The organism is Mesorhizobium sp. WSM4815 (assembly GCF_055811575.1).
Window position 1 is genome coordinate 347,174 of the sequence record NZ_JBVVQS010000102.1, and the last position, 14,281, is coordinate 361,454.

At 64.8% G+C, this 14,281-nt stretch carries 13 protein-coding genes; 4 read left to right on the forward strand and 9 right to left on the reverse strand.

All coding sequences use genetic code 11. From position 1 onward, the window contains the following. Positions 1-130: 130 nt before the first annotated feature. Positions 131-1,126, reverse strand: a complete 996-nt coding sequence (locus AC0L2B_RS30455) for an aldo/keto reductase (RefSeq protein WP_473748006.1) — start codon at positions 1,124-1,126, stop codon at positions 131-133. Positions 1,127-1,222: 96 nt separating this feature from the next. Between AC0L2B_RS30455 and AC0L2B_RS30460 the strand changes: the two genes are divergently transcribed. The 3 genes from AC0L2B_RS30460 (at position 1,223) to AC0L2B_RS30470 (ending at position 5,035) form a co-directional block, all read left to right on the forward strand. Further along, positions 1,223-2,113, forward strand: coding sequence for a LysR family transcriptional regulator (locus AC0L2B_RS30460; RefSeq protein WP_473748007.1), 891 nt, complete (start codon positions 1,223-1,225; stop codon positions 2,111-2,113). Between the two features lie 240 nt (positions 2,114-2,353). Further along, complete coding sequence (locus AC0L2B_RS30465; RefSeq protein WP_091592606.1) at positions 2,354-3,340, forward strand: Gfo/Idh/MocA family protein; 987 nt, start codon at positions 2,354-2,356, stop codon at positions 3,338-3,340. A 36-nt stretch (positions 3,341-3,376) separates the two neighbouring features. Further along, on the forward strand, positions 3,377-5,035 hold the full coding sequence (locus AC0L2B_RS30470; protein WP_473748008.1) for an FAD-binding dehydrogenase: 1,659 nt from the start codon (positions 3,377-3,379) through the stop codon (positions 5,033-5,035). Positions 5,036-5,040: 5 nt separating this feature from the next. Here AC0L2B_RS30470 and AC0L2B_RS30475 read toward each other — a convergent pair whose 3' ends face one another. The 7 genes from AC0L2B_RS30475 to bcoG all read right to left on the reverse strand — a co-directional run bounded on the left by AC0L2B_RS30475 (position 5,041) and on the right by bcoG (position 12,863). Then, positions 5,041-5,982, reverse strand: coding sequence for an alpha/beta hydrolase (locus AC0L2B_RS30475; protein WP_473748009.1), 942 nt, complete (start codon positions 5,980-5,982; stop codon positions 5,041-5,043). Positions 5,983-6,198: 216 nt separating this feature from the next. Then, complete coding sequence (locus AC0L2B_RS30480; RefSeq protein WP_473521326.1) at positions 6,199-6,981, reverse strand: carnitinyl-CoA dehydratase; 783 nt, start codon at positions 6,979-6,981, stop codon at positions 6,199-6,201. Further along, positions 6,974-9,052, reverse strand: coding sequence for an acetate--CoA ligase family protein (locus AC0L2B_RS30485; protein ID WP_473748010.1), 2,079 nt, complete (start codon positions 9,050-9,052; stop codon positions 6,974-6,976). Before AC0L2B_RS30485 ends, AC0L2B_RS30480 begins: the two co-directional genes overlap by 8 nt. Before the next feature lie 3 nt (positions 9,053-9,055). Next, positions 9,056-10,219, reverse strand: a complete 1,164-nt coding sequence (locus AC0L2B_RS30490; protein ID WP_023796872.1) for an acyl-CoA dehydrogenase family protein — start codon at positions 10,217-10,219, stop codon at positions 9,056-9,058. A 4-nt stretch (positions 10,220-10,223) separates the two neighbouring features. Next, positions 10,224-11,297, reverse strand: coding sequence for a 3-hydroxyacyl-CoA dehydrogenase NAD-binding domain-containing protein (locus tag AC0L2B_RS30495; protein WP_473748011.1), 1,074 nt, complete (start codon positions 11,295-11,297; stop codon positions 10,224-10,226). After that, positions 11,294-11,923 (reverse strand): HD domain-containing protein, encoded by a 630-nt coding sequence (locus AC0L2B_RS30500; protein ID WP_128244560.1) that lies wholly within the window; start codon positions 11,921-11,923, stop codon positions 11,294-11,296. The genes AC0L2B_RS30495 and AC0L2B_RS30500 overlap by 4 nt, the downstream gene beginning before the upstream one ends. 28 nt (positions 11,924-11,951) lie before the next feature. Then, a complete protein-coding gene (gene bcoG, locus AC0L2B_RS30505) occupies positions 11,952-12,863 on the reverse strand; it encodes a 3-dehydrocarnitine:acetyl-CoA trimethylamine transferase BcoG (RefSeq protein ID WP_128244559.1) in 912 nt (303 codons plus the stop codon). Between the two features lie 111 nt (positions 12,864-12,974). On the opposite strand from bcoG, the gene AC0L2B_RS30510 reads away from it, so the two are divergent. Then, on the forward strand, positions 12,975-13,955 hold the full coding sequence (locus tag AC0L2B_RS30510) for a GlxA family transcriptional regulator (RefSeq protein WP_128244558.1): 981 nt from the start codon (positions 12,975-12,977) through the stop codon (positions 13,953-13,955). Between the two features lie 61 nt (positions 13,956-14,016). On the opposite strand, the gene AC0L2B_RS30515 is transcribed toward AC0L2B_RS30510, so the two are convergent. Beyond that, positions 14,017-14,223 carry a hypothetical protein gene (locus AC0L2B_RS30515; protein WP_128244557.1) on the reverse strand — a complete coding sequence of 69 codons (207 nt, stop codon included), beginning with the start codon at positions 14,221-14,223 and terminating at the stop codon, positions 14,017-14,019. Between the last annotated feature and the right edge of the window lie 58 nt (positions 14,224-14,281).

Here is a 14,281-nt window from a genome sequence, read left to right on the forward strand (position 1 = left end):
ACCCCTCATCCGTCGCCTTCGGCGACACCTTCTCCCACAAGGGGGAGAAGGCAGAGCCGCGCGAGACCTCACGCTGGCGCTCGCCCCCCGGAATGGGCAACTCAAGCCTGAAGGGATTTCATAGCCGCTGTCACCCGTTGACCAGCGCCAGCATTTCTTCGGTGTAGCGCTTGCCGACGACCTTCTCCGGCGACAGGGCGTCGCCAATGGCCGCCACTTCCGCCTGGCTCAGCGCAATCTGTGCTGCTGCCGCGTTCTGCTCGAGATGGCGGATTTTTCGCGCGCCGGGGATCGGTACGATGAAATCGCCCTGATGCAGCACCCAAGCGAGCGCCAGCTGCGCCGGCGTCACGCCCTTGCCCGCCGCCATTGCCTCCAGCGTCGCGATAACAGCTGCATTGGCCGCCATGGCGTCGGCCTGGAAGCGCGGCAGTCCACGCCGCCAGTCATCGGCGCCGAGCACCTCTGGCTTGGCGATCGTTCCGGTCAGCAGGCCGCGGCCGAGCGGGCTGTAGGGGACAAAGCCGATGCCGAGTTCGCGGCAGACGGCGAACACCTCTTCCTCCGGATCGCGGCTCCACAGCGAATATTCGCTCTGCACGGCTGATATCGGATGCACCGCATGCGCCCGGCGAATGGTCGCGGCACTCGCCTCCGACAGGCCGAGCGCGCGCACCTTGCCCTCGCGCACCAGCTCGGCCATGGCGCCGACCGTATCCTCGATCGGCACATTGGGATCGACGCGATGCTGGTAGTACAGGTCGATCACCTCGGTGCCCAGCCGCTTCAATGACGCTTCGGCCACCGCCTTGACGTGTTCGGGGCGGCTGTCGACACCCGCCATGCGCTCGACGCCGTTGCCTTCTTCAAGGATTTTGAAGCCGAATTTCGTCGCGATCGTCACCTGGTCACGCACCGGCTTCAGCGCCTTGCCGAGCAGGATCTCATTCTCGTACGGGCCATAGACCTCGGCCGTGTCGAAGAAATTGACGCCGATATCGACGGCGCGGCGCAGTGTGGCGATCGCGTCCACCTCCGGCTGGCCGCCATAGCCGAAGCTCATCCCCATGCAGCCGAGACCGACCGGATAGACATAAAGTTCATTTCCAAGCTTGCGGGTTTGCATCACGCGTCTCCTTGTTGTGATGCGGCAGAGATAGCGCCTTGCACCGCGTTCGATAATCGGCTCTTACTTGCACGGGCTGTTCTAAAAGATAGATCAATGAACCGAACGCATCTCTCCCAACTTGCGGTGCTGGCTACCGTCGCCCAGTGCGGCAGCTTTCGCGGCGCGGCCAAGGAGCTCGGCATTGCGCCCTCGGCAGTCAGCCATGCGGTTTCCAGCCTGGAGGCGCGTCTTGGCGTGCGGCTCCTGGCGCGCAGCACGCGCAGCGTCGCCCCGACCGAGGCAGGCGCACAGCTGCTCGATCGGCTGAGGCCGGCGCTGTCGGAAATCGATCTGGCGCTGGAATCGGCGGTCGAGGCGCGCGACCGGCCGGCGGGCAATCTCCGGCTGACCGTGCCGCGCACCGCCGCCCACCTGGCGCTGACGCCGCGGCTCGGTGCCTTTGCATCGGCCTATCCCGACATCGTGCTGGAGATCGTCATCGAAGACCGCTTCACTGATGTGGTCGAAGGCGGCTTCGACGCCGGCGTCCGGCTCGGCGAGAGCCTGCAGCGCGACATGATCGCTGTGCGCATCGGTCCAAACCTTCGCGGCGCCGTCGTCGGCGCGCCATCCTATTTCGCAACCATGCCCAGGCCGCGCCATCCACACGATCTCGTCGGTCACCGTTGCATCCGCTTCCGTTTCTCCAGCGGCATCCTCTACCGCTGGGAATTCGAGAAGGACGGCGAGGAGATCGAGCTGGCGGTGCAAGGGCCGCTGATCCTCGACGAGGACCATCTGATCGCCAATGCGGCGGCCGACGGCGCTGGGCTTGCCTTCCTGTTCGAGGACTATGTCCGCGAGGCGTTGGCCACCGGCCGGCTCATTCGCGTGCTGGAAGACTGGTGCCCGCCCTTCGACGGTTTCTTCGCCTACTACCCGAGCCGCCGCCAGATGCGGCCGGCGCTGCGAGCCTTTGTCGATTTCTTCAAGGTAACCGGATGAGGCTTGTCGGAGCGTCGTCGGCTTTGACATGACACATACAGGTAGAAGGGGATAGCCTTTGCAGGACCTGGGTTCCTCGCCCCCCTTTGCGGAGACGAGGAACCCAAGCTCTGCGGAGGGCAGCGCCGGCATCCGAACAAGCCGCAGACGATCGCCTTGCTCGCTGCCATGCTTCGCATTGGCTTTTTTGCCGATTTCAGGCAAACCTCCACGCCTGCAATTTGAAGAGGGAGAAGCCTGATGTTCCGATGGGGTGTTTTGTCGACGGCCAAGATCGGCCGCGAGCATCTTTTGCCTGCAATGGTCGAGGCGGAGAACGGCGTGCTATCGGCGATCGCCAGCCGCGACCTGTCGAAAGCCCGTGCCCTGGCCGATCGGTTCGGCGCCCCCCATGCCTTCGGCTCCTATGACGAGCTGCTCGCATCCAGGGATGTCGACGGCGTCTACATCCCGCTGCCGACCGCCCAGCATGTCGAATGGACCGCCAAGGCGATCGAGGCCGGCAAGCATGTTCTGGTCGAAAAGCCGCTGGCGCTCGATGCCAGGGACATTCCGCCGCTGATCAAGCTGCGCGACGCCAAAAACGTGCTGGTCTGCGAAGCCTTCATGGTCGTCTACCACCCGCAATGGGTCAAGGTGCGCGAGCTGATCGCCAACGGCGCCATCGGCCGGCTGCGCCATGTCCAGGGCGCGTTCTCCTACTACAATGTCGATCCCAAGAACATGCGCAACCAGCTCGACCTCGGTGGCGGCGCGCTGCCCGACATCGGCGTCTACCCGACGGTGTCGACGCGCTTTTCGACGGGCAAGGAGCCGCTGCGCGTCCAGGCGACGATCGAGCGCGACAAGACATTCGGCACCGACATCTACTCCTCGATCCGCGCCGATTTCGGTGACTTCGAATTGTCGTTCTATCTGTCGACGCAGATGGCGGCCCGGCAGGTGATGGTGTTCCACGGCGAGAAGGGCTTCATCGAGGTGCTTTCGCCGTTCAACGCCGGCATCTACGACCACCATCGCATCGAGCTGCACAACCAGAACCATAGCGAGGCGCAAGTGTTCCGCTTCCCCGGCATGCAGCAATACCGGCTGGAGGTCGAGGCCTTCGCGCGGGCGGCACAGGGCGGCACCGACCGCGTCTTCACGCTGGAAGAGTCCGTGCTCAACCAGAAGGTCATCGACGCCATCTTCCGCGCCGGCGAGAAGGAAGGCTGGGAGACGGTCTGACAATCGTCAGCCGGGGAGGAGAGCCGGGGGGAGAAGGTGGCTGACGATGCGGATGTGATCATTGTCGGCGCCGGCCTTGCCGGGCTCGTCGCGGCGGCCGAGCTGGCCGAGGCCGGCAAGAAGACCATCATCGTCGACCAGGAGCCTGAACAGTCGCTCGGCGGCCAGGCGTTCTGGTCGCTTGGCGGCATCTTCCTCGTCGATTCGCCCGAGCAGCGGCGCATGCGCATCCGCGATTCGCATGATCTGGCGCTCGAGGACTGGCTTGGCACCGCCGCCTTCGACCGTGCGGAAGATTTTTGGCCGCGCCGCTGGGCCGAGGCCTATGTCGGCTTCGCCGCCGGCGAGAAGCGCTCCTGGCTGACGCAGCGCGGCATGAAGTTCTTCCCAATCGTCGGCTGGGCCGAGCGCGGCGGCGGCAACGCCGTCGGCCACGGCAATTCGGTGCCGCGCTTTCACGTCACCTGGGGCACCGGGCCGGGCGTGCTCGACCCGTTCGTACGGCGCGTGCGCGAGGCCGAGAATAGCGGGCTGATCCGCTTCAAATTCCGCCACCGGGTCAACGAACTGACGCGGACAGGCGCCGTCGTGAATGGCGTGCGCGGCGACATGCTTGAGCCGAGCGATGTCGATCGCGGCCGCAGGAGTTCGCGCGACGTCGCCGGCGACTTCGAGCTCAACGCGCAAGCGGTCATCGTCGCCTCCGGCGGCATCGGCGGCAATCCCGAGCTTGTCCGCAAAAACTGGCCGCAGCGGCTCGGCACGCCGCCCAGACGCATGATCTCTGGCGTTCCCGATCATGTCGACGGCCGCATGCTGGCGATCACCGAACAGGCCGGCGGCAGCATCATCAACCGCGACCGCATGTGGCACTATGTCGAAGGCATCAGGAACTGGGCGCCGCTCTGGACCGACCATGCAATCCGCATCCTGCCCGGCCCGTCGTCGCTGTGGCTCGACGCCCGCGGCAAGCGCCTGCCGGTGCCGCTCTATCCCGGCTTCGACACGCTGGGCACGCTCAGCCACATCATGAGCACCGGCTTCGATTATTCCTGGTTCATCCTGACCAAAAAGATCATCCAGAAGGAGTTCGCGCTGTCGGGCTCCGAGCAGAACCCCGACCTCACCGGAAAAAGCTGGCGCCAGGTGCTTGGCCGCGCCACATCGGGCGTTCCCGGTCCGGTAAAGGCGTTCATGGAGAAGGGCGAGGATTTCATCGTCGAGCCTGATTTGCCGGCGCTGGTCGCCCGCATGAACGCGCTTGTCGGCGGCGAGCCGCTGCTCGAACTGGCGCAGGTCGAGCACGAAATCCGCGCCCGTGACCGGCAGCTCGACAATCCGTTCTCCAAGGATATGCAGATCACCGCCTTGCGCGGCGCCCGAGCCTATCTCGGCGACCGGCTGATCCGCACGGCCAAGCCGCACAAGATGCTCGACCCTGCCAATGGGCCGCTGATCGCGGTCAGGCTCAACATCCTGACCCGCAAGACGCTGGGCGGCTTGCAGACCGATCTCGACAGCCGTGTCCTGGGTACCGATGGCCAGCCGGTCGAGGGATTGTACGCGGTCGGCGAAGCCGCCGGTTTCGGCGGCGGCGGCATGCATGGCTATGCGGCGCTGGAAGGGACGTTTCTTGGCGGCTGCCTTTTTTCAGGCCGCGGCGCCGGCCGGGCGGCGTCGCGGGCAGTGGGGTAGGACCCTCACCAGATCCATTCGCCGCGTCCCAGAGCCGATACCGCGTCAACGATCCGGGTAAAGCTCGAGCGCGCACGACCGACCGTGTGCCGGCCTCTGAGATAGCCATGCACCAGCCCCGGCTCTTCGAACCAGTAGGCGTGACCCTCCTCCGCGACGAGGCGGTCGCGATAGGCCTCGCCGTCTGACGACAGCGGGTCGCATTGGGCGGTGATCAGCACAGTCGGCGGCAGATTGGCAAAATCGGCATCGGCCAGCGGCGACAGCGTGAGATCGCCGGTGCGGTCTTCGCCGCCGGTCCTGGTATTCGTGTAGAAATCGAGGTCGCGGACCGTCAGCATCGGCGCCTCGGCATGGGTAACGTAAGAGCCTTGCGAGCGGTCGCCGCCAAGGCCGGGATAGATCAGCACCTGGCCGATCGGCCTTCGTGCATGGCCGCGCGTCGCATGGCTGACCGCGGCGGCAAGATTGCCGCCGGCGCTGTCGCCGCAAAGCAGGATCGGGCGCTTGTAGGTCGTCGCCGCCCATTCGAAGGCGCTGATGGCATCGTCGAAGCCGGCCGGATGCAGATGTTCCGGCGCCAGCCGGTAATCGACAGAAACCACCTCATAGCCGGTGCGGCTGCAAAGCTCGGCGCAGAAGTCGTCATGGCTGTCGAGCCCGCCGAGGATATAACCGCCACCATGGAAATAAAGCACCATCGCCGCCGCTTCCGGCGCGGGTGTGCGGTAGATGCGGATCGGGATTTGATGCGAAGGCGTGGCAATGGCGGTGGTCTCCGCCGTAACGTTGTCTGGGTGGCCGGCAGAGAATTCACGGCACATGCGGTCGTAGATGTCGCGCTGCTGATCGATCGTGTAGTCGATCGCATCAGGCGGAAAATAGGAATTGGTCCGCTCGATGAAGGCCCAAGTCTCGGCGTCGATGAGCTTTTTGTAGTCGGTCATGGACGCTGAACGCGATCTGACGACAGCGCCTGGGCACCCCCCTCTGCCCTGCCGGGCATCTCCCCCTCAAGGGGGGAGATCGGATGTCGCTTCGGTTTTCGCCAATCTCCAACGTTGCAAGATGGGCTGCAAGGCCGAAGCTGCCAATCTCCCCCCTTGAGGGGGAGATGGCCGGCAGGCCAGAGGGGGGTGGGCGCCGTCATTTCAACAATACCTTCACTTCCCCTTCCACACCGGGTCGCGCTTTTCGGCAAAGGCGCGAAAACCCTCGAGATTGTCCTCCGAGCCGTACAGTGCGTCAACCGTCGCCAATTGGCGGCGCGTCACCCGGTTCATCGCGTCCTGGAAGGTGAGTGCTTCGGCGATCCGCGCCGTCTCCTTGATCGCGGCAAAGACCAGCGGCGGACCGCCGGCGAGCAGTCGTGCGATCTCCCAGACGCGATCCTCGAGCTTCTCCTTGGGCAGAACCTCGTTGACCAGACCCCAGCGATGCGCTTCGGCGACATCCATCCAGCGGCCGGTGAACAAAAGGTCCATGGCGACATGATAGGGAATGCGCTTCGGCAGCTTGATCGTCGCTGCATCGGCCAGCGTGCCGGCGCGAATTTCCGGCAGCGCAAAGGAGGAGTGATCCGACGCGTAGATGAGGTCGCAGGACAGCGCCAGCTCGAAGCCGCCGCCGACCGCCATGCCGTTGACGCAGGCGATGACCGGCTTGTTGAGATCGCGCAGCTCCTGCAGCCCGCCGAACCCGCCGACGCCATAGTCGCCGTCGACAGCATCGCCGCTGGCCGCGGCTTTCAGGTCCCAGCCGGCGCAGAAGAACTTGTCGCCGGCGGTCTTGACAATGGCGACCCGCAGATCCGGATCGTCACGGAACGCCTTGAAGGTCTCGCCCATCAGCCGCGAGGTGTTGAGGTCGATAGCGTTGGCCTTGGGCCGATCGAGCGTGACTTCGAGGATCGTGCCCTCGCGGCGGGTGGTGATGACGTCAGACATTCTTGTTTTCTCCAAGCACCAGCAGCGCGTCGGCGATCCAGGCGCCTTTGCCTTGCGCGCAGACGATCAGCGGGTTGATGTCGAGCTCCTCGATCTCGCCGGCATTTTTCTGCACGAAGGCGGCGATGCCTGATATCGCCTCGATGGCCGCCGCGAGATCGGCCTTGGGCCGGCCGCGATAGCCTTCGAGCAGCGGGAACAATTTGAGCCCGCGCAATGCCGCCTCGATGTCGTCGCGGGTCGCCGGCAGCATCAGCGTGACGCTGTCGCGCAGCAGCTCGACCAGCACGCCGCCGGTGCCCAGCGTCATCACCGCGCCGAACATCGGGTCACGGGTGAAGCCGACGAGCAGTTCGGCGACGCCGTCGCGCACCATGCGCTCGACATAGAGGCCGGTGCCGAGCGCATCGAGATCATGGGCGGCCGTGCTGACGGATTCGGCGTCCCTGAGGTTGAGCCGAACCGCGTCAAGCTCGGATTTGTGGGTGACGCCCAAAGCCTTCAGCGCAACCGGAAAACCGAGCGCCATCGAGGAGATGACCGCCTCGACCGAATTGCCGGCGCGTTCACCGCTCGGCACGGGGAGCCCGGCCTCGATCAGCCGCGCTTTCGCCTCGGCCTCATCAGGCGTGACATGGTCGCCGGCCGGCGCCCCGGAAGCGGAGGTGTCGATCGGCTGCGCCTGCGGCTCGCGCCAGGCCCAGCCAATGAAGGCGGCCGCCTGGGCGGCGTCCATGGCTTCGGAAATGCCGAACAACGGCACCATGCCGCGTCCCATCAGGCCGGCGGTGTATTCCTCGGGCAGGTTCTCCGGCAGCGAGGAGACGATCGCGCCCTGCGCCTTGTTGGTCTTCAGCGCCGATTCGAAGGCGCGCAGCGTCGTCCACCAGTCGGTGTCGGAGCAGCGGTCGGGGCGCGGGAAATCGAGCACCAGCATGTTGAGGTCGAAGCCGCCCGACACCATGGCGGTGAAGGTGGCGGTCATCGCCGGCTCGTTGTTCCAGATGAAGGTGTGGTAGTCGAGCGGGTTGGCCACCGCAACCAGCGGCCCGAGCGTCGATTTGACGTGGGCGCGGTGGGTGTCGGTCAGCGCCGGGAAATTCACCCAGCGGCCTTCGGCGCTGTCGGCCATGACAGACGCTTCGCCGCCCGAACAGCTCATCGACGACAGCCGGTAGCCGGGCAGGGGGCCGGTGACGTGCAGCAGCTTGAGCGCCTCGATGAAGGCAGGGATGGAATCGACGCGGGCGATGCCGAGCCGCTTCAGGAAGGCGCCCGAGGCAGCGTCCGAGCCGGCCAGCGATGCGGTATGCGACACCGTTGCTTGCCGCGCCTGCTCGGAGCGGCCAACCTTCATGGCGATGATCGGTTTCTTCAGCTCTCGCGCCCGCGCGGCCAGCCTTTCGAAGCCGGCTACCGAATCGAAGGCCTCGATATGCAGGCCGAGCGAAGTGACCCGATCGTCCTCGATCAGGCCGAGCGCCATTTCCGAAAGGCCGGTCTGTGCCTGGTTGCCGGCGGTCATCAGAAAGGCGATCGGCAGGCCGCGCTTCTGCATCGTCATGTTGATGGCGATGTTCGACGACTGGGTGATGATGGCGACGCCGCGGCCGCCCTCGGCCAGCCTGATGCCGCCATGCTGGTCGGGCCATAAAAGCGCGCCGTCGGCATAATTGATCAGGCCGTAGCAGTTCGGCCCGATGATCGGCATCTGGCCCGCCGCAGCGACCAGTTCCGCCTGCAATCGCTCGCCATGCTCGTCATAAGCCTCGGTCTCGAGAAAGCCGGCGGCAAAGCAGACGGCGCCGCCGGCACCTCGCTCGGCCAGCGCCTTGACCACCTCGATGGTCGAATGCCGGTTGACGCCGACAAAGGCGGCGTCCGGGGCGCCGGGCAGGTCGGCCACCGAACGGTAGGCCTTGCGGCCGGCGACTTCATCCTTGGTCGGGTGCACCGGCCAGATCTCGCCGGCAAAACCCATCTTGATCGACTGCGCGACGACGGCGGCGGCCTGCGCGCCGCCGAACACGGCAATCGTGCGCGGGCGCAAGAGGCGCTCAAGTTTGTGCATTTATCAGCCCCCGAACGGGCGCAGCAGCGCCCGTGAAATGATGTGGCGCTGGATTTCCGACGTGCCTTCCCAGATGCGCTCGACGCGGGCGTCGCGCCAGATGCGTTCCAGCGGCAGATCGTCCATCAGCCCCATGCCGCCATGGATCTGGATCGCCTCGTCGGCGACGAAGGCAAGCATTTCGGTGGCCTTCAACTTGGCCATGGCCATGTCCTGATCGGTGACGGTGCCCTGATCGTACTTCCAGCCGGCTTCGAACACCATCAGGTCGGCCGCTTTCAGTTCTGTCGCCATATCGGCAAGCTTGAATGAAACGCCTTGGAACTTGCCGATCTGCTGGCCGAACTGCTGGCGCTGCGCGGCGTATTCGATCGCATGGCCAAGCGCCCGCTCGGCCCGGCCGAGACAGGTGGCGCCGACCTGCAGGCGGGTCGCGCCAAGCCACGAATTGGCGACGTCGAAACCCTTGTGGACCTCGCCCAGAACCTGGGCTCCGGGTAGCCGGCAATCGTCGAATTCGAGGATGGCGTTGGTGTAACCGCGGTGCGAGACGTTGCGGTAGCCGTCACGCACCGTAAAACCCTTGGTGCCCTTGTCGACGAAGAAGGCGGTGATCTTCTTGCGTTTTCCACGCGGCGTCTCCTCTTCGCCCGAAGCCATGAAGACGATGGCGAAATCGGCAAGATCGGCATGGCTGATGAAGTGTTTGGTGCCGTTCAGCACCCAGTCGTCGCCGTCCTGAACCGCGGTCGCCTTCATGCCGCGCAGATCGGAGCCGGCACCCGGCTCGGTCATCGCCAGGCAATCCCACTTCTCGCCGCGAATGCAGGGATAGAGATACTTTTCGCGCTGCTCCGGCGTGCCGGCCAAGAGGATGTTGGATGGCCGCGCCACGCAGGTCCAGTGCAGTGCGTAATTGGCGCGGCCGAGTTCCTTCTCGTAAAGCAGCCAGGTCACCGTATCGAGGCCGGCGCCACCGACCTCCGCAGGCATGTTGGCGGCATAGAGCCCGGCTTCGATCGCCTTGGCCTTGATCTCCTCGATCAGCTCGCGGCGCAGCACGCCGGTGCGCTCGACCTCGCGCTCATGCGGGTAAAGCTCGTTCTCGACGAAGGCGCGCGTCGTCTCGACGATCAGTTTCTGTTCCTCGGAGAGGCCAAAATCCATGGTCTCAGCCTTTCTTCTTTTTCTTCGGCTTTTCGGCCTTGGCCTTCTCGGCCGCCTTGGAGGCGGTGGGCTTCTTCGCCGCAAGCTTGGCGAGCTGCTTGGTATAGTCCTTGTGCAAGGCGCCGGCGCCCCAGCCCCTGCCTTTGTTCTGCTTCGAGAGCGCATCCATGATGGCGACCAGATTGTCGTCGCGGATCTTTTCGAGCTCGCGGATCGACAGGCCATCCGCCTGATCGTCCGACTGCGTGGCGATCAGGTCGACCAGTTCGTCGTTGAACTCCGGCACATCCATCAGCTTGGTCCACGGCCATTTCAGGCACGGCCCGAACTGCGCCATGAAATGGCGCATGCCGGCCTCGCCGCCGGCGACGCGGTAGACCTGGAACATGCCCATCTGCGCCCAGCGCAGGCCGAAGCCATAGCGCATGATGTCGTCGAGTTCCTCGACCGTGCAGATGCCGTCCTTGATCAGCCACAGCGCCTCGCGCCATGCCGCCTCCAGCAGGCGGTCGCCGACGAACGCCTCGATCTCCTTGCGGATCACCACCGGTTTCATGCCGATCGAGGCGTACATCTCCTTGGCGACCTCGATCGCCTCGTGAAAGGTCTGCTCGCCGCCGACGATCTCGACCAGCGGAAGCAAATAGACCGGGTTGAATGGATGGCCGACGACCAGCCGTTCCGGATGCTTCTTCATCGCCACCTGCATGTCGGTCGGCTTGATGCCGGAGGTCGAGGAGCCGACGATGGTATTGGCCGGCGCATAGAGGTCGATCTCGGCCAGCACGCGGTGTTTCAGGTCGAGCCGTTCCGGCACGCTTTCCTGGATGAAATCGGCATCGGCGACGGCGTCGGCAATGGTCTTGGCAAAGGTCAATTTGCCTTCTTTTGGCAGGCCGTCGGGCAGCATCTGCTTGTAGGCGCGACGCGCGCCTTTCATCACTTCGCCGACCTTGCGCGCGGCTTCGGGGTCGGGATCGAAAATCGACACGTCGATGCCGTTCAAGAGCAGTCGCGCCACCCAGCCGGCGCCGATGACGCCGCCGCCGATTACAGCTGCCTTGGTGATGATGCTCATGCGGAGGCTCCGGTTCTTGTCCTGGCTTTTTCCAGGTCGATGAGAGGCACGCGCTCGCCGGCGCGGATCACGGTGGGGTCATAGGCCCTGCGCGCAAACACCTCGAGCACGAAGGGCCGGAAGAAGTCGATCGGCAACGTCTCGTAGTCGGGGTCGAAGCTCGACTGGTCCCAGCGCTCACAGAACTGGTCGCAATCGTCGAAATAAAGGTGGCCGGCGAAACCGTCGCGCGCATGCGGATTGCCGCCGAGATGGTGGGCGTAGTAGAGGCGCTGGAAGTCGCCGTGCTTTTCCACAACCCAGGTGCACTGCTCGCGCACGAAAGGTTTTAGGACCGAAGCTGCATATTCGTCGTGATTGTACGGTGCGTAGACGTCGCCGATGTCGTGCAGCAGGGCGCAGACGATCCAGTCGGTGTCGGCGCCGTCGCGCCATGCGCGCGTCGCCGCCTGCAGCGAATGGCCGAGCCGGGTGATCTTGTAGCCGGACAGGCCTTCGTCGAGTTGGACAAGCGCGTCAAGCAGCCGTTCGCCGGTCTTCGCCGCATAGTCGATCTCGTGCTCGGTGAGGAACGCGTAATCGTCGCGGTCGCCATCCTTCATTGCGGTGAATTTCACGGTCTTCATCGGCGGCTCCTCCCTACCGATTGCTTGTTCAAAGCGGCGCGCGCTTTGTCAAATTGAGCTTCTTGCGCACTTCATCGGGGCCGATGACCCTTGCGCCCATGTTCGACACGATGCTGACCGCCCGCTCGACCAGCTGCGCATTGGTTGCCAGCACGCCCTTGTCGAGCCAGAGATTGTCCTCAAGTCCGACGCGGACATTGCCGCCGGCCAACACCGCGGCGGCGGCATAGGCCATCTGGTTGCGGCCGATGGAGAACGCCGACCAGGTCCAACCTGACGGCACATTGTTGACCATCGCCATAAAAGTGTTGAGATCGTCCGGCGCGCCCCATGGCACGCCCATGCACAATTGCACGAGAGCATCCGGGTCCAGCACCTTTTCCTCGACCAGTTGCTTGGCAAACCACAGATGGCCGGTGTCGAAGGCCTCGATCTCCGGCTTGACGCCAAGCGCCGTCATCCTGCCGCCCATGGCGCGCAGCATGCCTGGCGTGTTGGTCATGACATAGTCGGCCTCGGCGAAATTCATGGTGCCGCAGTCGAGCGTGCATATCTCCGGCAGGCACTGGCGCACATGTTCCACGCGGTCGGTGGCGCCGCCCATATCGGTGGCTTTCTCGTTCAACGGCAGCGGGTTTTCCGGCGAGCCGAACACCATGTCGCCGCCCATGCCGGCGGTCAGGTTTAGCACCACGTCGACGTCTGCCGCACGGATGCGCTCGGTCACTTCGCGATAAAGCTGCACGTCACGGCGCGGCCTGCCGGTTTCGGGGTCGCGCACATGGCAGTGGACGATCGCCGCACCCGCCTTTGCCGCGTCGATGGCCGAATCGGCGATCTGCTTGGGCGAGCGCGGCACATGCGGGCTGCGGTCTTGCGAGCTGCCGGACCCGGTTATGGCACAGGTAATGAAGACCTCACGGTTCATCGCAAGCGGCATCGACTTTTCTCCCAATCAGCACAGATGGTCCCGATCAAACATGGGCCCAATCGAACAGATGGCAACAATGCCTGACTTGCCGGAAACTGTTTTGCATTTTACGAAGTGCGTATGATGAAAAACGAAAAGTCGTCGATCTTTCGCGCCGAACGGTTGCCGCTCAAGGTGACGCTGCTGGTGTTTTCCGGGTCGTCGATCATGTGTGTGGCCTCGGCCGTCGATCCGCTGCGCGCCGCCAACCGTATTGCCGGCGAGACGCTGTTCGATTTCAGGCTGGTTTCGGTGACCGGCGAAGCGCCGGTCACCACATGCGGCCTGCCGGTTGCGGTCAGCGGCCGCTTCGATGCGGCGGATACGACGGATGTGCTTGTCGTCGTCGCCGGTTTCGGCACGCAGAACTATGCCACGTCGGCCCTGCTTGCCGGCCTGCGCCGAGCGGGGCGCGCCGCACGCGCCTGCGGCGGCGTCGAAGCCGGTACCTGGCTGGTCGCCCGCGCCGGTCTGCTGGAAGGGCGCAGCGCCACCACCCATTGGGAGGACATGGAGGACTTCTCCTCGGCCTTTCCCGAGGTCGACGTTCGCCCCGACCGCTATGTCATCGACGGGCCGGTCTTCACCTCCGGTGGCGCTTCGCCGACCTTCGACCTGATGCTGCATCTGATCCGCACGCGGCTCGGCATGGCGGTCGCGCTCGATGTGGCAAGCGTCTTCATCTACGACCAGGCACGCGCCGCGACCGACGCGCAGCCTTTGGTCTCGCTCGGCCGCCTCGACGGCTACGATCCGCGGCTTGCGCAAGCCATCCGGCTGATGGAAACCCACGTCGACCAGCCCTTGACCATCGCCGCGGTGGCAAAGCGTGCCGGGGTGACGGCACGTACGCTGGAAAGCATCTTTCGCAAGTCGATCGGCGAGACGCCGGGCGCCTATTATCTCAGGCTGCGGCTGGGTGCAGCGCGCCGGCTGGTGGTCGACACGCGCGTGGCCATGGCCGATATTGCCGGGCGAACGGGGTTCTCGTCCGCCGCGGCATTTTCCAGGGCGTTCTCAAGGGCTTTCGGCGAAGCGCCGGTCAGGCTGCGCCGGGGATAATGCATGTCGCCCAAAAGCGCGTAGCGGTTTTGGGGTAACGGCATGCATAGACAAAGGTGGATCAGGCAGCGTCCTGGCGGTCGCTTTTGCCGTCGATCTGCGAGCGCATCTGTCTCGCAAGGTGGGTCTCGAAGCGGCTGGCGACCGCGCGGTCCCATTCGCTTGCACCGCGCGCGCCATGCTTCGGATGCGGCAGCGCCATCAGCCGGTCGATGATCGATCCCTCGCCAGATGAGAGCAGGGCGTCGATTTCGCGTTCGTGCTGCATATCGGTTCGCCTCCTTCTTTCTGTTCCCGCCACGAACCACATATACGAGATTCGTGAC

Bases quoted from the DNA above. Each gene is read 5' to 3' on its own strand.
- AC0L2B_RS30455 (WP_473748006.1), bottom strand. From the start codon at position 1,126: ATGCAAACCCGCAAGCTTGGAAATGAACTTTATGTCTATCCGGTCGGT.
- AC0L2B_RS30460 (WP_473748007.1), top strand. From the start codon at position 1,223: ATGAACCGAACGCATCTCTCCCAACTTGCGGTGCTGGCTACCGTCGCC.
- AC0L2B_RS30465 (WP_091592606.1), top strand. From the start codon at position 2,354: ATGTTCCGATGGGGTGTTTTGTCGACGGCCAAGATCGGCCGCGAGCAT.
- AC0L2B_RS30475 (WP_473748009.1), bottom strand. From the start codon at position 5,982: ATGACCGACTACAAAAAGCTCATCGACGCCGAGACTTGGGCCTTCATC.
- AC0L2B_RS30480 (WP_473521326.1), bottom strand. From the start codon at position 6,981: ATGTCTGACGTCATCACCACCCGCCGCGAGGGCACGATCCTCGAAGTC.
- AC0L2B_RS30485 (WP_473748010.1), bottom strand. From the start codon at position 9,052: ATGCACAAACTTGAGCGCCTCTTGCGCCCGCGCACGATTGCCGTGTTC.
- AC0L2B_RS30490 (WP_023796872.1), bottom strand. From the start codon at position 10,219: ATGGATTTTGGCCTCTCCGAGGAACAGAAACTGATCGTCGAGACGACG.
- AC0L2B_RS30495 (WP_473748011.1), bottom strand. From the start codon at position 11,297: ATGAGCATCATCACCAAGGCAGCTGTAATCGGCGGCGGCGTCATCGGC.
- AC0L2B_RS30500 (WP_128244560.1), bottom strand. From the start codon at position 11,923: ATGAAGACCGTGAAATTCACCGCAATGAAGGATGGCGACCGCGACGAT.
- bcoG (WP_128244559.1), bottom strand. From the start codon at position 12,863: ATGCCGCTTGCGATGAACCGTGAGGTCTTCATTACCTGTGCCATAACC.
- AC0L2B_RS30510 (WP_128244558.1), top strand. From the start codon at position 12,975: ATGATGAAAAACGAAAAGTCGTCGATCTTTCGCGCCGAACGGTTGCCG.
- AC0L2B_RS30515 (WP_128244557.1), bottom strand. From the start codon at position 14,223: ATGCAGCACGAACGCGAAATCGACGCCCTGCTCTCATCTGGCGAGGGA.